A 20,734-nucleotide genomic window follows, 5' to 3' on the forward strand; every position below is an offset into this window, starting at 1 on the left:
AAGCATATCTTAGTTCTATAAAATCAGGGAGTCGCCTGTAGCTAAATTCAAGTAGCATATTATAGATTTTAAAAACCCCATATAACCAAGCTTTGAGTAAACTTACCAACCAATTTATACAGAATAACATACTTACGAGTTATTAAAGATAAAAGAGTCCCCCTAATCAACGATATTGAATTTACGAATGAAAAAATACAGATTACTACTAATTACTATTGTTATGTTTAATTTAGCAAATGCCCAAAACACACCAGATATAATAGGTCAATACAATTTAGGATCATCATCGCCAGAAGGAGGAAGTCATTTATTCGTGCTGGAAAACAACCATTACGCCATCTTATATTTTGGAGGTATCCAAACAGGACAATGGGAGTTTACCAGTGATCAGACTTTTAAGTTCAGTCCAGATATTAAAGAAAATAAATTCGAATTATTCGGGAGACATAATAAAGATCTTAAAAACTCTACAAAAATCTTTTTTAATGATTTTGAAAAGGGTGAGACATTTGTCCAATTAAAAACAACTCAGGAAAAAGAAAACATCTTCCAACGGGTCTTTAATAAAAATGCAAACTGTTTTTCGTTTCCTTATGTACACACATTTGAATTAATTGGAGATCGTATTTCATTCATGTCCATTCAATATGATGATAAAAACACTTATAATATTACATTTGAAAACCCAGATAAGTATAACGATTTTGTTGCAAATTTCACTGAAGTAGATAGTCATGAAGTCCAACCATTTTTTGCGACATTTAATAATGGTGAACTTAAACTTATTAATGATAGTATTGTGAAGCGCATGCCTTTAAACGAAACTGATGAAGGGCTCGAATTTATTAGAAAGTATATAGACATGAAATCGAACAAGGATACTATTTACATAAATCCAGCATATAACTTTTTTGGTGATCTTGATTTTGAAGAACAACAGGATATACACGAACATCACGTATTTAATGAACAAAAAAATGCCTTTATAGATGAGGAATATTATGTTGAAGGCTCAGAATACACCAAATCTGATGAATCGTTTCATGACATGTCTATAATCTATGCCTATTCTGCTTTAAAGATACACAACAAAAAGAATGTTAGCTATAAAATAAATGAGAAACCGTTGTTTCAAGTTACTTGTAATTAATATAAGTTCAGAAGAATTTATAATATTACGCAAAGCGGTTTGAGCTTATACATATACCGTTTTTTACTTCTACAGCATTTCTTTATTTGCTTATAAACAAGGCTCTTTAAACGTTTTTAAACCTAAAAGACGTAAGAATTAACTTTATGCTTTTACTGTTTAACCCCTATGAGGTGTACAAATAAACCAAATTCTTCTCCTTAGTTATCTATTTACATTTTGCATGTCTTATAATTAACTCTTTTAAAGTACATTATAGTTGAAAGCAGAAGGTTTTTATATAAGATTTCCCCTCCCCTTCTTAATTTTTTAGCCAGTACCAAATCTATTTGGCTAAAAAAGTTGACTCTATTTTCGACTAAACACCATGAACTTAAATATAGCAGATTATGGTTTATTTAAAAAAAACAAGAATCAATACTTTTATTAGTGAAATAAATACTAAATCAAAAAAAAGTGATTCTAAAACTTCTAATAAAAAACATCTTTTAAAGTGTTTGTTTATAACAAAACTATTTAGCAGACATCATCTTACACCTATGCTTTAATATACTAGAAAAGGAAAAATAATTTCTTAAAACAAAAAAGCCTCACTAAAAATAGTGAAGCTTTTTGTGAGCCCTGAAGGATTCGAACCTTCGACCGCCTCCTTAGAAGGGAGGTGCTCTATCCAGCTGAGCTAAGAGCCCTAAAAGAAATCATTTTTGATTTCTGGTGTGCAAATATAAAATTAACTATAAATCTATCCAAAGGAAATCTTCATAAATTTTATCAATAATCTTTAATATTTGAAAACCTTGTACTTATTAAGATTAAAGGCTTTTATAACTAATTAAAAACTAACGTATAATAAAAAACACCATTTAAAATTTTAAATGGTGTTTTTAAATATTTATTTAATTCAGACTACCAAAACAAGCCATATAATACAGCTAAAACAATCATGATTACAAACGAACCAATATTAAATAATGGCGTTGTTTTAAATAGTTCTTTAGTAAGAGGGATTCCCTTAGGATCATCCGCTCCTTTATTTTGCATATTACTTAATATAACAACAATTAGCATAGATAATAAGGTTGCTATTCCCATTTGATGCATCCAAGGCTCAAATGCTGGAATAGGTAAGAACTTAAGAGCTAATGCAATTGGAATTGATAAAATAGCTCCCCAAATAGCTGCATTGTTTGTCGTTTTTTTCCAGAATAAACCTAAAATGAATACGGCTAATATACCTGGACTCACTATACCTGTATATTCCTGGATAAACTGGAATGCTTGATCGATACCTCCTAAAAGTGGTGCAACTATCACGGCTATAACTAAAGCCACAGCAGCAGAAATACGCCCTACATTAACGGTTGTTTTATCATCTGCCTCTTTGTTAATGTATTGCTTGTATATATCCATAGTAAATATGGTAGATGTTGAATTTAACATAGACGCTAAGGAAGATACTATAGCAGCCGCTAAAGCAGCAAAAGCAATACCTTTAAGTCCAGTTGGTAAAAACTGTAATAACCACGGATATGCCTTATCAGCTTGTTCTGTTGTAGGTACGTTTAACATCCCCGCTTCACCTAAATTGGCCATAATTGAAGGATCGTTTACCATAACGTAAGCTGCAATACCTGGCACAACAACAACTAATGGAATGATAAGTTTTAAAAATGCAGCTAATAAAATACCTTTTTGAGATTCTTTTAAAGATTTTGCCGCTAAAGTTCTTTGTATAATATATTGATTGAAACCCCAGTAGTATAAATTAGCGACCCATAAACCACCAATTAATACCCAAATACCTGGAAGGTTTACATAGTTATCGTTAGTTTCTTCAAGAATCATATGGAATTTCTCTGGTGCAGCCTCAACAACTTTAGCGAAACCAGCAAGAACACCTTCGCCTCCAGACACTGTGTTCAAGGCCAAATACGTAGTAATTAAACCACCTAATACTAAAAACACGACTTGTATAACATCGGTCCAGGCAACAGCAGATAAACCACCGTATAAAGAATAAGCAGCGGCAAATAACGCCAGACCAATAATAGCATACATCATGTCAACCCCCATAATGGTTTCAATGGCAAGACCACCTAAATATAACACGGAAGCCAGATTTACAAAAATGTAAAGAGCCAACCAAAATACAGCTAGAATGGTTTTTAAGTTCGTTGAAAATCGCTTTTCAACAAATTCAGGAATCGTATAAAGTCCTTTTTCTATAAAAATTGGTAAGAAATATTTACCAACAATAATTAAGGTTAAAGCAGCCATCCACTCATAAGATGCGATTGCAAGTCCTAAAGCAAATCCAGATCCAGACATACCAATAAATTGTTCTGCCGAAATGTTTGCTGCAATTAATGATGTACCTATGGCCCACCATGGTAAAGATTTACTTGCTAAGAAATAATCTTCAGCATTTTTTTGATGGCCCTCTTTATCGCGAGAAACCCACAGTCCAACGCCTAAAATTAAAATAGCGTAAGCTACGAAGACTACATAGTCCCACATATCGAATCCTGCTGTCATAATAAATAAGTGATTTAATTGATTAATTAAGTTAAGATATCAAATATAGAAATTTAATTTAAAATTCTGTATAACTTTATTGCAAAAAAACAACTAGTAGGGTCTAGTAGGTTTTTTTAAAAAATAAATTATACATTTGTAGTGATTTATGATAACAATTAAAGCAAAAATAGGAATTCCCAAATACAAGCAGATCATCAATTCGATTGAGCATGCCATACTTTCCGGTACCTTGAAAAAAGGAGATCAAATCCCTTCTATTAATAGTATTAAAGATAACCATAAGCTCTCTAGAGATACTGTTTTAATGGCTTTTAACGAGTTAAAAAATAGAGGTATTATTCAATCTATCGTTGGTAAAGGGTATTATGTTGCCAGTGAAGATGTAAATGTTACTCAAAAAATATTTTTGCTTTTCGATGAGTTAAATTCCTTTAAAGAAGATTTATACAATTCGTTTTTAGAGCATTTAGGAGACAACATTCAAGTTGATATTTTTTTCCATCATTTTAACGAAAACGTTTTCAGTAAACTTATTAACGATAATGCTGGCGACTACAACTATTATGTTATCATGCCAGCAAACTTTACCAATACAAGCAAGGATGTAAAAAAACTGCCTAAAGACAAGGTTTATATTTTAGATCGTAATTATGAAGACCTACATGAATATGCCGCCATTTATCAGGATTTTGAGAAAGTGATTTTCAACAATCTTACTAAAGCCTGGTACCTGGTTAAGAAATACAAAAAAACAATTTTAATATTCTCTGAAGACAAACAACCTCAAGGTATGCTTAAAGGATTTAGTATGTTTTGTAAAAAAAACAAAATGCCTTATGAGGTCATAAATTCTTTAGCTGGTAGAGTTTTAGAAAAAGGAGAATTATACATCATGCCAGATGACAACAGTTTACTTCAAATTATAAAAAAAATGAAAAGTAAGAACCTCAAACTGGCAAAAGATATTGGTATTATTTCATACAACGATACCTTACTTAAGGAAATTGTAGAAGGTGGTATTACTACCATTTCTACAGATTTTAATATGATGGGGCAACGTTTAGCAGAAATGATACTAAATAAAGAACAGGTTAAAGTAGAAAACCCTAACAAATTGATTATCAGAAACTCATTATAAAGCCTAAAAAAGCAACACAGTGTATAAAATATATCACAATAAAGCATTAAATACTTTAGAGATAGAAAACTCTAAAGACGAGGTGTACGGAAAAATTCATCTTGATGCTGGCGCCAGTCTACAAGAACTGACATTAAAAGGGCATACCATTATAAAAGATTTAGCACCTTTAACATATGCTAACACTTACGCATCTTCAATCCTGTTTCCTTTTGCTAACAGAATTAAGGATGGTGCCTATACCTTTAATGATACAGATTTTCAATTTGAAATAAACCACAAGGACGAAAACAATGCCTTGCACGGACTCGTTTACAATAAAACGTTTCAAATAATAGAGCAGGAAAACAGTAATGATTCGGCATCTATTTTACTGGAATACGAGGAAAAAGAGTTATCTACTGGTTTTCCTTACACCTATATAATTCAATTAAAATATGTTTTCACAGCCAGTAATTTAAGCTTACAAGTCGCTGTAAAAAACACAGATTCTAAAGCTTTTCCTTTTACTTTAGGGTGGCACCCTTACTTTTTAAGTGATGACCTGTATAACAGTTCATTACATTTTAATAGTGATAAAAAATTAGTCTTAGGCGACAGAAATATAACGGTTGGTGTTGAATACATTAATTTTGGAGACCATTTTAAGGTTGAAAACCAACAACTGGACGACTGCTGGATTTTAAATTCTAACGATGTAACATTCAAAACGCCTAAATATGAGCTAATAATTGAATCTTCGGCAGATGAGAATAACTTCCTTCAGGTATATACCCCGCCAAAACCGAATACCATTGCCATTGAACCTACAACAGGAGTTTCAGATAGTTTTAATAACAATATAGGTCTGAAAACTTTAAATGCAAACGACAGCTACAGTATTAACTGGAACATAAAAATAAAATAACTACTTAACCGCATAATAAATGAGCGCAACACTAATTAATGACGTAAAAACAACGTTTATAAATACATTTAAAACCGAACCCTTACTTGTTTTCTCTCCGGGGCGAATTAATATTATTGGAGAACATACCGATTATAATGATGGCTTTGTTTTTCCCGCAGCAGTAGATAAAGGTATAGCTGCAGCTATACAAAAAAGCGACACCAATGTATCGACTGCTTATGCGCTGGATAAAGATAGCCGTATAGAGTTCGAACTAGACAAATTAAAACCATCTGTCGAAGGTAGTTGGGAAAACTATGTTCTTGGCGTTGTTGCAGAAATTCAGAATAGAAACAAGGTTCTAGGTAATTTTAATATTGTTTTTAAAGGCGATATTCCTGGTGGTGCTGGTATGTCTTCGTCTGCTGCTTTAGAGAACAGTGTGGTATTTGGTTTAAACGAACTGTTCAATTTAGGATTGACCAAACACGAAATGATATTAATATCCCAAAAAGCAGAACACAATTATGTTGGCGTAAAATGTGGTATTATGGATCAATATTCAAGTATGTTCGGCATTAAGGACAATGCTTTATTACTGGATTGCAGAACCGTAGAATCCAAGCCTTACGAGATCGACTTTAAGGATCATCAACTTATGCTTATTAACACAAACGTAAAGCATAGTTTGTCGGATAGTGCATACAACGACAGACGTTCTGCCTGCGAAAGCATAGCAGATTTACTAGGTATTAAAGCCCTAAGAGATGCTACTGAAGCAGATCTTGAAGCTATAAAAGACAAAGTAACTCCAGAAAATTACCAAAAAGCACTTTACGTTATCCAGGAAAACAACAGGGCCATAAAAGCATCAAAAGCCATTGAAGATAACGATCTAAACACTTTGGGTAATTTAATTTTTCAATCACATAATGGTTTGCAACACCAATACAAAGTAAGCTGTGATGAGCTAGATTTTTTAGTAGATCAGGCAAAAGCAAACGATCATGTTTTAGGTGCTAGAATGATGGGAGGCGGATTTGGTGGCTGCACCATTAACTTAGTTGCTAAAGATGAAGCTAAAGCATTTGGAGAAGCGGCATCTGTGGCTTATGAAAATAAATTTAACAAAGCATGCTCAGTTTACTTTATAAAATTATCTGAAGGCACGCATTTAGTAAAATAATCAATTACAATTAATTGAAGATGGACAATACAGATTTACAGGATTATTCACATAAACGTTTAAATATATTAACCGGCGAGTGGGTTTTGGTATCACCACATCGTGCAAAACGTCCGTGGCAAGGGCAAAACGAAGCAGTCTCTAACGACGCTAGACCTGCTTACGACGAAAGCTGCTATTTATGTGCAGGAAATACCAGAATTAATGGCGAGGTAAACCCAAAATACCAAGACGTATTTGTTTTTACTAACGATTTTGCTGCCTTGCAAAAAGATTCCAAATCTTTTTCTCTCGAAGATGGCTTACTCGTAGCCGAAAGCGAGACCGGAATCTGCAAAGTAGTTTGCTTTAGCCCAGACCACTCAAAAAGTTTGGCCGATATGGAAGCCAAAGACATTCAAAAAGTAGTTTTTACATGGCAAAAAGAATTCAAAGAACTTTCTGAAAACCCAGATATAAATTACGTTCAAATATTCGAAAACAAAGGAGCTGTAATGGGATGTAGCAACCCACATCCACATGGACAAATCTGGAGCCAATCTACACTTCCAAACGAAGTCGATAAGAAAAATACGCAACAATTAGCCTATTATAATGAAAATAATAGCAGCATCTTAGGAGATTACTTAGCTCAGGAACTGGGAAAACAAGAACGTATTATTTTTGAAAACGATTCGTTTGTTGTTTTAATCCCTTTTTGGGCAGTTTGGCCTTTTGAGGCTATGATTGTACCTAAAAAACAACAATCGAATATTTTAGAGTTAAACGATACCGAAGCTTTAGAATATGCCGAAGCTATTTCGGTGCTTACTAAAGCTTACGATAAATTATTTAACACCTCATTTCCTTATTCCAGTGGTATCCACCAAGCACCAACTGATGGTAACGAAAACAAACACTGGCACTGGCATATGAGTTTTTATCCACCATTATTGCGAAGCGCTACAGTAAAGAAATTTATGGTAGGTTACGAAATGTTCGGATCTCCACAACGCGACATTACTGCAGAAATTGCTGCAAAGATGATTCGGGAACTGATTTAACGTTTTACAAACCATATTTTTATATAAACCTGATGTGTTTTCAAAACACATCAGGTTTTTTAGTTTAAACTGTTAATAATAGATAAAATGGGTGTTAAAGTGTATTAATTTCTTACCTCAGATAAACAATAAAGCTTTAATTTGAATATCAATCATTATAAACAAAAAGTTGAAGTACGTTATTTTTATTCTTTTACCTTTTTCAATGCTTTCTCAAAACATCACAGGAAAAGTATACGATAGTGAAACAACAGTTAAAGGGATGAAAGTTTTCAACCTTAGCAACCAAAATGGAACATATACAGATAACGAAGGAAACTTTACAATAAAAGCAACCATAGGAGATACACTTTCATTTCATTCTATATTCCACGATAAAAAAATTATAAAACTTACTAAGTTTCATTTTAATGATATAATAGTTATAGAACTAAGTAAAACCGTAAATAAACTTAATGAAGTACTAATACAAAGTGATACAAAACAAAAGGCTTTTAATCAAGCTAAAACAGAAGCCACTATAAACGAACAAATCTCTAACGATATAAAATCAAATCCTCACCTATATGGTTCTTCTTCTAAATATGGACTTGACATTGTTAGAGTCATTGGTTTAATAGGTAAGCTTCTCAAAAAGAAAAACAAAAAGAATAGTAATGTAATCCCTATATCTCATAAATCATTAGATTCTTTGTTTTCCAATAGTTCCTTTTTTAATAATGAACTACTTTCTGAAAATTTAGATATACCCAAGAACTATAAAAATCTCTTTTTTGATTATTGTGAAACAAAAAATCTAAATGAAGAATTACTCAAAAATAAAAATGAAATGATACTTCTAGATAGCTTGATTACTTACAGCCGATCGTTTCTAGAAATAATTGAAGCATCGAAAAAAAAGTAGAACTCACACACTTTAAATCCCCATTTTAAAGGAAATAGCTATTTCAATAGAAACCGTACAACAGGGTATTGAGGAATTATTTTTAATTAAAATAAAGACCATTATACTAAAACCTAGCTTCAAAAGTTATATTTTTATCCAAATAATTTTGATTTACATGAAGCGCTATCTATATTTCGCACTTACCATAGTTTTTATTACACTTTGGAGTTCTTGCAGAAAAGATTTTGAATTTTCACCAAGTACAGGCAACCTCGAATTTTCGAAAGACACGGTTTATTTAGACACGGTTTTTACCAATATAGGTTCCAGTACATACAACTTAAAAGTCTATAACAGAAGTAGTGACGATATTTCTATACCATCATTAAGATTAGCCTTAGGGGAAGCTTCTAATTACAGATTAAATGTGGATGGGGTTTCTGGCAAAGTTTTCGAAGATATCCCTATTTTGGCCAAGGATAGTATCTTTATTTTTGTAGAATCGACTATAGACATTAATAATTTCCCAAATCCAGATGGTAATTATTTATATACCGATCAAATTGAATTCGACGCCGGTTCTAACCTTCAAAAAGTAGAACTCGTTACCTTAGTACAAGACGCTGTGTTTATTTACCCCAATCGGGATAACACCACAAAAGTTATAGAAACCCTAGTCTTCAATGTTGACGGGAAACTATTTAAAAGCAAAATACAAGGACGAGTACTATTACCGTCTGAACTTACTTTTACCAACGAAAAACCCTATGTCATTTATGGTTTTGCAGCCGTACCAAATGGTGAAACCTTAACCATTGATGCTGGAGCCAGAATACATTTTCATAACGATTCCGGACTTATGGTTACCAGTGGCGCTTCATTACAAGTAAATGGTATGTATAGTAACGATCGGGATGTATTAGAGAATGAAGTTATTTTTGAAGGGGATCGTTTAGAGCCCAATTTTTCAGATAAACCTGGACAATGGGGAAGTATTTTGCTGTTAGACGGTAGTCTTAGTAGCTCCATAAACTACGCCACTATTAAAAATGCAACAACAAGTATTTATTGCGAAGGCAACCCAAATGGGATTTCAGATAAACTTACTATAACCAATTCTCAAATCTATAATTCCAGTAACCATGGTATAGTTGGATTAAATACATCTATAGCAGCCGAAAACACGGTTATTAATAACTCTGGAGGCGTATCTTTTGCAGGGACTTTAGGCGGTAAATACAACTTTACCCATTGCACTGTTGCTAATTATTGGAATAATGGTTTTAGACAATTTCCGACTATCTGGATAGACAATCGTAATATAGGTGACAATGAAAATGTTACAGTGGCAGATTTAGCTGAAGCTAATTTTAATAATTGCATTATTTATGGAAATGATAATGCCGAAATTAGGTTTGAGGAGTTTGAAAATGAATCCGTTGTATTTAATTTTAAATTTACCAACTGCTTAATTCGTTTTGACGACCGTAGTAATGAATTTACCGGTCCAAACTACGACTTTGATGATACCAATCATTATGAAGGAAATATTTTTAACGAGAATCCCGATTTTAAAGATCCGTCTTTAAATCAATTTATTATTGGTGCAGAATCTGCTGCCATTAATAAAGGACTCCCCGGATTTGCTACTCAAGTTCCTTCAGACATCTTGAATGTTAACAGAACAGCATCTCCCGATTTAGGAGCTTATCAGCATATTGTTTTCCCTGAGGAAGACAACTAATACTAAAATATTCTTACTAGTACCACTGTTTTTAATCTTGATTTTGTAAAAAAACTAAACTAACTTAGTTTAACAATCGATAAAAGTTCATTGAAACGGAACTTTATTTTTGCATTATAATCAATTAAACAAACTATATAAATGAAAGCATTATTTTTTTTATCGTTAACACTTTTTGCTGCAAACGGTATACAAGCACAATGGACTGAAAATGGGACATCAATAGAAACACAAAAAAACTTGAAGATTACTAATCCAGAAGGTAGATTTTTTTCAATAGATAATAATAGTAGCTCTATCGAGCCTGTAAAATTTTATTTATCAGGTAATAATTATACAAGAGGATTACAATTAGGAAGAGATGATGAAAATCATAGTATATTTATTAAAGGCGAACTAAAAGCTTATAAGGAAATAAAAGCATATAATGATATAAGAGCTTTTAAAAATATGATGTTCACAAACCCAGAAGATAGACATTTCTCAATAGAAAACAGCAATAGTGCAACTGAACCTGTAAAGTTTTATTTGTCAGGTTATAATTATGATCGGGGATTGCAATTAGGAAGAGACGATGGGAATCATAAAATCATACTTAATGGAAAAGTAGGAATTGGGACATCAAACCCTAGTGGTTGGAAACTTGCTGTGAATGGTCAAATAAGAGCAAAGGAAATCAAAGTAGAAACTGGTTGGTCTGATTTTGTTTTTTATGATGATTACAAATTGCCAACCCTACAAGACGTGGAAAATCACATAAAAGAAAAGGGACATCTTAGAGACATTCCTAGTGCTAAAGAAGTTCAAGAAAATGGAATTTTTCTTGGAGAAATGGATTCTAAATTACTTCAAAAAATTGAGGAATTGACTCTTTATACAATCTCCCAAGAAAAAAAATTAAAATCTCAAGACTTGAAAATTGAAAGACTTGAAAAAGAGAACGAATCTTTAAAACTTTTGGCTGTTGAATTCTTAGAATTGCAAAAAAGATTAGAAAAATTGGAAAAGTCAAGGTAGTTACTATTTTATTGCGTCTGTTCTCCTACGGAAAATTCTCGTCTATAGGGCAGCAACTATCCTTAATACTAAATGTTAAACGAACAAATCTAAAAATATTCGATTACTAATTATAAATAAAAAATCCTGCTTTACGCAGGATTTTTCAATAACACTTAATTATTAACTTATACAAATAAAGGTTTATCCTTCATCATTGCATTTACTTTATCTTTAACAGCTTCTAGAGCCGATTCGTTTTCATAATTAACAATAACGTCATCAACCAATTCAGCAATAGCCAACATATCGTCCTCTTTTAAACCACGCGTAGTAACGGCAGCAACGCCTAAACGAATTCCAGACGTTACAAATGGCGATTTATCATCAAAAGGCACCATGTTTTTGTTTACTGTAATATCTGACTTAACCAAAGCCTGTTCCGCATCCTTACCAGAAAGATTCTTATTACGTAAATCAATTAACATACAATGGTTATCCGTTCCTCCAGAAATAATATTATATCCTTTAGAAACTAAAGCTTCAGCCATAGTTGCTGCATTTTGCTTAACCTGTAATTGGTAATTTAAAAAATCGTCTGTTAATGCTTCTCCAAAGGCAATCGCTTTAGCAGCAATAATGTGCTCTAATGGCCCTCCTTGATTTCCTGGGAAAACAGCAGAATCCAACAACGAAGACATTTTTCGAAGGTTTCCATTCTTTAAAGTAATTCCAAACGGATTTTCAAAATCTTCTCCCATCATGATAATTCCTCCTCTTGGACCTCTTAACGTTTTATGGGTTGTAGTAGTTACGATATGGCAATGTGGTATTGGGTCGTTTAAAATACCCTTAGCAATTAATCCAGCAGGGTGCGATATATCTGCCATTAAAATAGCTCCAACACTATCAGCTATAGCTCTAAAACGTTTAAAATCAATATCGCGAGAATATGCAGAAGCACCAGCAATAATTAATTTTGGCTGCTCCTTAGTAGCGATCTCTTGTATTTTATCATAATTTAAAACACCTGTCTCCTGCTCTACCCCATAAAATACAGGATTATACAATTTACCCGAAAAATTTACTGGAGAACCATGCGTTAAATGCCCACCATGAGACAAATCGAAACCTAAAATTTTATCACCAGGTTTTAAACAAGCTGCAAAAACCGCTGTATTTGCCTGACTTCCAGAATGTGGTTGTACATTTACGTATGCCGCACCAAACAATGCTTTTGCCCTATCGATAGCAATCTGCTCAACTTCATCAACAACCTCACAGCCACCGTAATATCGTTTTCCTGGGTAACCTTCAGCATATTTGTTTGTTAACACAGAGCCAGCAGCCTCCATAACCTGGTCGCTTACAAAATTCTCTGATGCAATAAGTTCAATACCATGTAGTTGGCGTTCTTTTTCAGCTTGAATAAGTTCAAAAATTTGTTCGTCGCGTTGCATAAAATTAAATTATGGTTAAATATTCGGCAAAAATAGGAAATAGAATAGTTAATCACATCAAAAAAGGTTTATTTACAATGAAGTTTTTAACCATTTTATTAACGATTATATGAAATCTATATTTTCATACATTTTTTCAATTAAAATAAAAAAAATGTGTAGGTTTGATGTGAATTTAATAAACTATAAATATAAAACCAGTTATGCCGTTATCAGCTAACAATCCAGATAGAAAGTCGTGGTTACACGTAGACAAGAACTCTGATTTCCCAATTCAGAATATTCCCTTTGGTGTTTTTTTAACCAGAGATGATATCATTACCATAGGAACACGTATTGGAGATACAGCCATAGACCTAGGTGCTTTACATCAATTGGGGTATTTTGATGGTATCCCTTTAACAGAAGATATTTTTCTTCAAGACACGCTAAATGATTTTATTGCTGACGGTAGAAAAACATGGCGGTTGGTACGTAATAGAATTGCAGAAATTTTCGATTCTGAAAACACAACACTAAAAAATAACAAAAAACATAAGGAGATTGTATTATTTCGTTTAGATGAAATTGAAATGCAATTACCAGTACATATAGGCGATTACACCGATTTTTACTCAAGCAAAGAACACGCCACTAATGTAGGCACTATGTTTAGAGACCCAGATAATGCTTTATTACCAAATTGGTTACACATACCCGTTGGATACCATGGTAGAAGTTCTTCTATTATTCCTTCTGGAATACCAGTTCACAGGCCACAAGGTCAAACGTTACCGGGAGATTCTAAAGCACCTGTTTTCGGTCCAAGTAAATTAGTCGATTTTGAATTGGAAATGGCATTTATAACTACAGATGCTAACGATTTAGGAGAATCTATTCCAATTGAAGAAGCCGAAGAATATATCTTTGGACTCGTTTTATTTAACGATTGGAGTGCTAGAGATATTCAAAAATGGGAATATGTACCATTAGGACCGTTCTTAGCCAAAAATTTTGCTTCTTCAATCTCTCCATGGATTGTAACACTTGATGCCTTGGAACCTTACAGAGTTGAAGGGCCAAAACCTATAAAACCGCAGCTAGATTACCTTAAATACAAAGGAAAAAAGAGTTTTGATATCAATTTAGAAGTTGCCATACAACCAAAAGGCGCTAAGGAAACTGTAGTAAGCAAATCCAATTTTAAATATATGTACTGGAATATGGCACAACAATTAACCCACCATACGATTAACGGTTGTCCTGTAAATTCTGGTGATATGATGGGAAGTGGTACCATTTCCGGACCTACTCCTGATTCTTACGGTTCTATGCTGGAACTTTCTTGGAAAGGAGAAAAACCTATTAAAATGAAGGATGGTACCGAACGTAAGTTTATTAACGATCATGATACTGTTATTATGAGAGGTTTTTGCGAAAAAGATGGTACACGCATCGGTTTTGGTGAAGTTTCTACGAAATTACTTCCAGTGTATAAGAAATAACACAACACCCTGTAATACAAAGCCTTAAAGCTAAAAATATTAAAATATTCTTTTAACTTTAAGGCTTTGGCATTATATTTGGCTTGCCAACTATAATAACCTTAAACCCAATTCTATGAAAAGATTACTACCTATCTTAATAGTTCTATCTATGCTTACAGCCTGTGGAGGAAAAAAACAGGTAGAAGCAGCTGTTAATTCTGGTAACTACGATCAAGCCATTACAACAGCATTAAATAAACTTAGAACTAACAAAAACAAAAAACGTAAATCTGATTATGTTTTAATGCTTCAAGAAGCTTACCACAAGGTGGTAGAACGTGACTTAAATACCATAAACCATTTAAAAAAAGATAAAAATCCTGAATTATTCAAAGAGATTTACGAAAGGTATATGGATTTAAATTCGCGCCAAGAGGCTATTAAACCCGTATTACCATTATTTGTAAACGGAAAGGAAATTACTTTTAATATCAACGATTACAGTAATGAAATTGTACAGTCTCGTGAAAATGTTTCCGATTTTTACTATGAAAAAGGTCTGGATTTATTAGAATTAGACGACAAAGTTCAAATAAGAGAAGCTTACAATGTATTAGGCTATATCGAGTCTATTAATCCAAACTACGAGAAGACCAGAGAGTTAATGCAAGAGGCACACGAACGTGGTATTTCTTATATAAGCGTAACCATTGAAAATCGTACCAATCAAATGATTCCGCAACGTTTAGAAGATGACTTGTTAAATTTTGATACATATGGATTAAATCAATTCTGGACAGTTTATCATGCGCAACCCAATAAGAATACAGCTTACGATTATGCCATGCAGTTGCAATTAAAACAAATTAACATTTCACCAGAGCGTATTCAAGAACGTGAATTTGTTAGAGAAAAAGAAATTGTTGATGGTTGGAAATATGAACTAGACGAAAAAGGCAATGTTGCTAAAGATAGTCTGGGTAACGATATTAAAATTGACAAAATAGTTAAAGTAAAGGCAAGATATAACGAGTTTGTTCAAATAAAATCTACTCAGGTTGTAGCAGATGTAGTTTATTTTGACACTAAAACAAAACAGTTGTTGGACACGTTTAGAATTGATAGTGAATTTATCTTCGAAAATCATTTTGCCAATGTACGAGGCGACGAAAGGGCTTTAGAATCTGAAGATATTAGAATATTAAATAACAGAAGAGTCCCCTTCCCTAGTAACGAACAAATGGTTTATGACACCGGCGAGGATTTAAAACTCAAACTAAAAGATATTATTAGTTCCTATAACAGGATTAGAGGTTAGTTTTAGTAAACGACCATACCTCCTCTATAACTACTATAATTAGATTAATGTTTTACCCAATCTGGTATGCGAACTCTTTTTCTCATACTTTTTGGGTAAACATTTAATTGAATCAATTTACCATCTTTCAATTCAACTTCTAAAACGGTCTTTTGGGGAGCATGTAGTTTAAACTTCACATCCCAATCTTTAGGCCAAGCAGGAAATAAAAAAATAGAATCATCATGGGTTTGCATAAGCATTTCCTGTAAGTTTATCATTCCGGAACCGCCATGATCAACATCTGGAAGCCAATCAGGTCCAGAGTGCCAAAAAGCAGGAAACTTATTCTTAGCATTATCTAATTTATCTATCACTAAACGAGCTGCCTCATCTTTTAAACCTAATCTAGCGGCAAATATACCTACCTGACTCCAGCAAGCTGTAAACTTCCTTTTTGCGTTAGATTCACCATAATAATAAGTATTAACTGCAACATCTAAATCGGGTTTGTGAATGCCATAAATACCATACGGAAAAACGGGATATAACTCTGGTATTTCCTGATTAGCCACATACTCCCAACTTTCAGCCGGTTTTATAACTTTATGACCTTCTTTTATGTCTAATGGAATTTCAGGAATTCTGTTTTGATATCCAGTATAATATTCCTTTTCTTTCTTAGATACATATTTCTTAGGCAACTCCAACATTCTATGCAATATGGCTGTTAACGCAGATAGCACATCACTAGGATTTTTAGCTATTTTATACATCTCAGCAGCTGTAGATGGAAAAAATACCAATTTCCCATTTTTATCAAGAGATTTACCTGTTTCTTCTTTTAATCTATATTTATAATGCTGATCGAAAAACAGCAATGAACTTTTAATAAATGGTAAATAATCTGATATATCATTTCCCGAAAACTTATAATAATCTAAGATCATCAAGGAGAACTCTAATTGATTCACATAATGATAGTTAACAAATGTATTCGTTTGCACACCAAACGCTACATTTGGATCACGTTTTCTATTACCAGAATCAAATCCCCAACCACCAGCAAACGGAAGTCCAAAATTTTCTAATTGCTCTGTAAAACTTGCTCCTTCATGATTCCAATAAACTTTAGTACGTGCCTCTGCTGCAGACAAAGCCCTGGTATAAAAATTAAATTGAGGAGGCATTAAATCGAAATCACCAGACTTTAACATAGGCCAATATACCAATCGTTGATTTTGAGCAGTAAAACTTCCTCCACCCCAGGCTCTGAAATCAGGAGTCCAATCGTAATTTTTTGCAGTAAAAATAGGGTCTACCGTAAATAAACTTCCATTAAATTTAGATGGGTATTTTCCATAGGCATTACAGCCCAAGATATAACGAAATAATTGATAATTTCTTCCAACTTGCCAAACAGAATCGACAGGATTGGGTTTATTGGTATTTAAAAGAATATAACTTCTATTCCAATAACTTTGCCACCAATCTACTGTATTTTTAAATGCACTTTTATCTGATTTATCTTCTAAACGTGTATTATTCAATGTTGAACCCCACTCATCTAGAGTCTCATATTGCCCTGTATTTAGTGCCAGTTTTATATGATGCTTTTTTGATGGTTCTTCAGATTTTATTTTCCATGCTTTATAATCAGTAGATACATGTTTTCCAGTATCGGTACCATTAGCAACCATCCCTTCTCCATATAAAACGCCTCCAAATGTTCTGTTTAATTGCGTATTGGGAACTTGATCCTTTACTTCTTCTAATCCTTGTTGCTTAATTATAAAGTTATATAATAATTTGTCGGTTTTATTATGATGATACCATTGCACTGCATCTTTTTGAAAGCTAACAGAGTCTTTATAAGTAGTAACCGTTCCCGGAAAACCTGAATAACTAAAACAAGAATGACGAAGTCCTAGAGGTATTTCAAGATCATCAAATCTCCAAGACTCATATTGAGCATGCAATTTCACAGGAATATCACTTATAGCCTCAACATGTATTACAGGTTTAAATACATCTACCCAAAGCTTAAATTCAATATGGCCATCTGTATTTTGAGATTTGATCAAAATATAACCCTCATTTATTTTGAGCTCCTGCGAGAAACTCATACCATTTTCAAACAAATTTGGCTCAGAAGATATACGTACCCGTCCATGTTTTAACATCTGATTGTTCTCATCAAACGTTCCAGATTGGCCTATGTAAAAAAGTAGTTCATTGTTTTCTACCCATACGTTAAGCCCAACATCGCCACCACCAAGAGGCATCGATTCTAATGCGTTTTTACTTTGGTTTTCCCAAACCACATTGTAATTTTCTGGAAGTTTTTGAGTTTGGGAATAAGTAAATTTTATGAGACAATTTAAACAAATTAATAAAAAAATAGTGCTTCGCATCGGGGTATATATATTCTTCAAATTTATAGAATACTATAACAAAAAGTGGCATACAATTAAACCAATCTGTTTAATAAATTGTTCACACAACGCCCAGTTTTAATGCAGGTTCGATTTAATAGCCATTAATTTTCAATTAGTTACATTAAAGACAACCCTAAAATCCCCTCAAGGGCAATGTCTTTTAGTTAAGAGTTTTTAAGTTCTCAATGTCAGGTTGAGCCTTTCGTCTACGCTCAAGACAGGCTAAAGTCGAAACCTCTTTATTCATTGATGCTAAAAAGTTCTCGACTGCGCTCGAACAGACATAAATTTCCTTAACTAAACGACATTGCCCTCAAGGGGACAATTTTACCGAGTGAGATTCCTCCCTCGAGGGAGGATTAAGGAGGGTGTGTTTAAACACAAAATATTTTATAAGCATAACAATCAGTACTTTACAATGAAATTATTATATGTATCTAAAGTCAAATGACTTCATGCTTCTTGCAATATGGTTTTCTGAGTTAAGTTTCAACAAACCCTATAAATTCTTGAATACTACAACGGTTCTGCAATGCGAAACCTGAATTCAATAAAAAAAGCAGAGGTAATACCATGAGTCATGTGTATTACCTCTGCTTTTATCAAATAATCTGTGTCAAAAAAACTAATTAATTCCCAGTCTTTTTTATCCAAGTATTTATTTTCTCTTCTAGTAATTGCAATGGAATACAACCTGTTTCCAGCACCTGATTATGAAACTCGCGAATATCAAACTTATCGCCTAAAGCTTCTTCTCCTTTGGCGCGCAATTCTATAAGTTTTAATTGGCCTATTTTATAAGACAATGCCTGTCCCGGATTAGCCATATAACGCTCTATTTCACTAATAATACTATCTTCTGCCTCTGCTTCGTTTTCTAATGAATACGCAATAGCCTGTTCTCTGGTCCAACCCTTAGCATGAAGTCCGGTATCAACCACCAGACGGATCGCACGATGAATTTCAGAACTTAGCATTCCAAAGTATTGATACGGATCTTTATAAAGTCCTAATTCTTTCCCCATAGATTCTGTATACAGCGCCCATCCTTCACCATAAGCACTATACCATAACGTTTTTCTAAAGTCTGGTAATTCCGTACTTTCTTGTGCTAATGATATTTGAAAGTGATGTCCTGGAATGGCTTCATGTAAAAACAAATCTTCCTTATCGAAAAGGTTATATTCTTCTACTACTGGAATTGGTGTATAGAAAATACCTGGTCTTGTTCCATCCAATGAACCCGGATTATAATTAGCTGCTGCCGATTTTTCTCTAAATGGCTCCGTTCTTCTTACTTCAAAAGGAGTTTTTGGTTTATTTCCGAATAGCTTATCTATTTGAGGTTTCATAACCTGATGAATACTATCGTAAAACGCAATTACCTGAGAACGCTCTGTAAACGGCATTAAATCTTTATTGGTTCTTACATGATCGAAAAAAGCCTTTAAATCGCCTTTAAACCCAACTTCTGCTTTAACAGCTTCCATTTCCGAACGAATTCGAGCGACCTCACGTAAACCTAATTCGTGAATTTCATCAGCCGTCATATTAGTAGTTGTGTACTTTTTTATCTGATGCTTATAATAGGCATCTCCTAACGGCGTTTCATTAATACCGCTCGAGGCTCTTCCTTTAGCCATATAGTCTACTTTTAAAAACTCTGCCATTTGTTTATGGGCTGGCATAATTTTATTCTGAACCATATTTGTGTAAGCATCGGTAAGCTCCTTTTGCTCTGCTTCTGTAAAGCTTTCTGGCATATTCTTAATTGGAGAAAAGTACAGATGATCCTCTACATTACCTTCAGATAAAGATTTAAATTGAGGCACTACTTTTACTATTAAAGATTTTGGCAACACATAACCGGTTTCCATACCTTCCTTCATCTTATCAATAGCCGTGTTTAACCATACTAAATAAGCATCTACACGAGTTAACCAATCTTTATAATCCTGTACCGTTTTAAATGGCTGCGCATTGCTTCCTCCAGCGTATTGATTAAAATCCAGATTCTTAGACCACATTTGATCTATCGGCATCAAGTCCTTTTTAAAAGTCATCGCCTCTAAATTGATATCGCAATCCCATTCTAAAACAGCTTTACTCATTTTTTCTGTTTCTGTTAAAAGTGATGCATCAATTTCAGCCAATGCTGTTTTATATTTTGTGTAATAGGCCTTCTTTTTTGCTTTGTATTCATCCGATAATACATTCGGGTATTCAGTATTAAACCTACTATCTCCGGCATTGGTGGCCTTCATAGGGTCTAATTCGAGTCCTTCCTCACTGTAATTTTTAAGAAGTTCTGCAAAATTTAAAGCAGGTGCTTGTTCTTTTTTAGAGTTTTCATTTTTGCATGAAATCAATAAAATAATAAAAGAAAATAAAACTAGTCTACGCATTTTATCTGTATTTTAAGTATAAGCCGTAAATATATTCTTTTTGAGAAAAAAACTCTTGACGTATTATTAAATTAACATATTATACTGATTTCACC

14 protein-coding genes and 1 tRNA gene are annotated in these 20,734 nt (G+C 33.3%); 10 read left to right on the plus strand and 5 right to left on the minus strand.

Translation table 11 applies throughout. The annotated features are described in order from the left end of the window. Positions 1-187: 187 nt before the first annotated feature. Complete coding sequence (locus C1H87_RS02000; RefSeq protein ID WP_102754216.1) at positions 188-1,153, plus strand: hypothetical protein; 966 nt, start codon at positions 188-190, stop codon at positions 1,151-1,153. A 615-nt stretch (positions 1,154-1,768) separates the two neighbouring features. Here the strand turns inward: C1H87_RS02000 and C1H87_RS02005 are convergent. Both C1H87_RS02005 and C1H87_RS02010 read right to left on the minus strand, forming a co-directional pair. Next, positions 1,769-1,842, minus strand: a tRNA-Arg gene (locus C1H87_RS02005). A 217-nt stretch (positions 1,843-2,059) separates the two neighbouring features. Further along, positions 2,060-3,688: a sodium/sugar symporter gene (locus tag C1H87_RS02010; protein WP_102754217.1), complete on the minus strand. Its 1,629-nt coding sequence runs from the start codon at positions 3,686-3,688 to the stop codon at positions 2,060-2,062. Positions 3,689-3,836: 148 nt separating this feature from the next. Here C1H87_RS02010 and C1H87_RS02015 point away from each other — a divergent pair, with 148 nt between their 5' ends. The 7 genes from C1H87_RS02015 to C1H87_RS02045 all read left to right on the plus strand — a co-directional run bounded on the left by C1H87_RS02015 (position 3,837) and on the right by C1H87_RS02045 (position 11,594). Then, positions 3,837-4,829, plus strand: a complete 993-nt coding sequence (locus C1H87_RS02015) for a GntR family transcriptional regulator (RefSeq protein WP_102754218.1) — start codon at positions 3,837-3,839, stop codon at positions 4,827-4,829. A 19-nt stretch (positions 4,830-4,848) separates the two neighbouring features. Continuing rightward, positions 4,849-5,736: an aldose 1-epimerase gene (locus tag C1H87_RS02020; protein WP_102754219.1), complete on the plus strand. Its 888-nt coding sequence runs from the start codon at positions 4,849-4,851 to the stop codon at positions 5,734-5,736. A gap of 19 nt (positions 5,737-5,755) precedes the next feature. Continuing rightward, on the plus strand, positions 5,756-6,904 hold the full coding sequence (gene galK, locus C1H87_RS02025) for a galactokinase (protein WP_102754220.1): 1,149 nt from the start codon (positions 5,756-5,758) through the stop codon (positions 6,902-6,904). A gap of 20 nt (positions 6,905-6,924) precedes the next feature. After that, positions 6,925-7,947, plus strand: coding sequence for a UDP-glucose--hexose-1-phosphate uridylyltransferase (locus tag C1H87_RS02030; RefSeq protein WP_102754221.1), 1,023 nt, complete (start codon positions 6,925-6,927; stop codon positions 7,945-7,947). A gap of 169 nt (positions 7,948-8,116) precedes the next feature. After that, positions 8,117-8,851, plus strand: a complete 735-nt coding sequence (locus tag C1H87_RS02035; protein ID WP_158655099.1) for a carboxypeptidase-like regulatory domain-containing protein — start codon at positions 8,117-8,119, stop codon at positions 8,849-8,851. Positions 8,852-9,008: 157 nt separating this feature from the next. Beyond that, positions 9,009-10,577, plus strand: a complete 1,569-nt coding sequence (locus C1H87_RS02040; RefSeq protein WP_102754223.1) for a right-handed parallel beta-helix repeat-containing protein — start codon at positions 9,009-9,011, stop codon at positions 10,575-10,577. A gap of 141 nt (positions 10,578-10,718) precedes the next feature. Next, positions 10,719-11,594, plus strand: a complete 876-nt coding sequence (locus C1H87_RS02045; RefSeq protein ID WP_102754224.1) for a hypothetical protein — start codon at positions 10,719-10,721, stop codon at positions 11,592-11,594. A 167-nt stretch (positions 11,595-11,761) separates the two neighbouring features. On the opposite strand, the gene glyA is transcribed toward C1H87_RS02045, so the two are convergent. Next, positions 11,762-13,033, minus strand: coding sequence for a serine hydroxymethyltransferase (gene glyA, locus C1H87_RS02050; protein WP_102754225.1), 1,272 nt, complete (start codon positions 13,031-13,033; stop codon positions 11,762-11,764). A 203-nt stretch (positions 13,034-13,236) separates the two neighbouring features. Between glyA and fahA the strand changes: the two genes are divergently transcribed. Both fahA and C1H87_RS02060 read left to right on the plus strand, forming a co-directional pair. Beyond that, a complete protein-coding gene (gene fahA / locus C1H87_RS02055) occupies positions 13,237-14,517 on the plus strand; it encodes a fumarylacetoacetase (RefSeq protein ID WP_102754226.1) in 1,281 nt (426 codons plus the stop codon). A 115-nt stretch (positions 14,518-14,632) separates the two neighbouring features. Next, positions 14,633-15,817, plus strand: a complete 1,185-nt coding sequence (locus C1H87_RS02060; protein WP_102754227.1) for a hypothetical protein — start codon at positions 14,633-14,635, stop codon at positions 15,815-15,817. Positions 15,818-15,861: 44 nt separating this feature from the next. Here C1H87_RS02060 and C1H87_RS02065 read toward each other — a convergent pair whose 3' ends face one another. Beyond that, complete coding sequence (locus C1H87_RS02065; protein ID WP_199769323.1) at positions 15,862-18,120, minus strand: DUF5703 domain-containing protein; 2,259 nt, start codon at positions 18,118-18,120, stop codon at positions 15,862-15,864. Positions 18,121-18,863: 743 nt separating this feature from the next. Beyond that, a complete protein-coding gene (locus C1H87_RS02070) occupies positions 18,864-20,639 on the minus strand; it encodes a DUF885 domain-containing protein (protein WP_102754229.1) in 1,776 nt (591 codons plus the stop codon). Positions 20,640-20,734: the final 95 nt, after the last annotated feature.

The sequence above is a fragment of the Flavivirga eckloniae genome (genome assembly GCF_002886045.1).
Lineage (GTDB): Bacteria > Bacteroidota > Bacteroidia > Flavobacteriales > Flavobacteriaceae > Flavivirga > Flavivirga eckloniae.

Excerpts from the sequence above, each read along its gene's own strand:
- C1H87_RS02030 (WP_102754221.1), top strand. The coding sequence starts at position 6,925 with ATGGACAATACAGATTTACAGGATTATTCACATAAACGTTTAAATATA.
- C1H87_RS02010 (WP_102754217.1), bottom strand. The coding sequence starts at position 3,688 with ATGACAGCAGGATTCGATATGTGGGACTATGTAGTCTTCGTAGCTTAC.
- C1H87_RS02015 (WP_102754218.1), top strand. The coding sequence starts at position 3,837 with ATGATAACAATTAAAGCAAAAATAGGAATTCCCAAATACAAGCAGATC.
- C1H87_RS02060 (WP_102754227.1), top strand. The coding sequence starts at position 14,633 with ATGAAAAGATTACTACCTATCTTAATAGTTCTATCTATGCTTACAGCC.
- C1H87_RS02070 (WP_102754229.1), bottom strand. The coding sequence starts at position 20,639 with ATGCGTAGACTAGTTTTATTTTCTTTTATTATTTTATTGATTTCATGC.
- C1H87_RS02045 (WP_102754224.1), top strand. The coding sequence starts at position 10,719 with ATGAAAGCATTATTTTTTTTATCGTTAACACTTTTTGCTGCAAACGGT.
- glyA (WP_102754225.1), bottom strand. The coding sequence starts at position 13,033 with ATGCAACGCGACGAACAAATTTTTGAACTTATTCAAGCTGAAAAAGAA.
- galK (WP_102754220.1), top strand. The coding sequence starts at position 5,756 with ATGAGCGCAACACTAATTAATGACGTAAAAACAACGTTTATAAATACA.
- fahA (WP_102754226.1), top strand. The coding sequence starts at position 13,237 with ATGCCGTTATCAGCTAACAATCCAGATAGAAAGTCGTGGTTACACGTA.
- C1H87_RS02040 (WP_102754223.1), top strand. The coding sequence starts at position 9,009 with ATGAAGCGCTATCTATATTTCGCACTTACCATAGTTTTTATTACACTT.
- C1H87_RS02000 (WP_102754216.1), top strand. The coding sequence starts at position 188 with ATGAAAAAATACAGATTACTACTAATTACTATTGTTATGTTTAATTTA.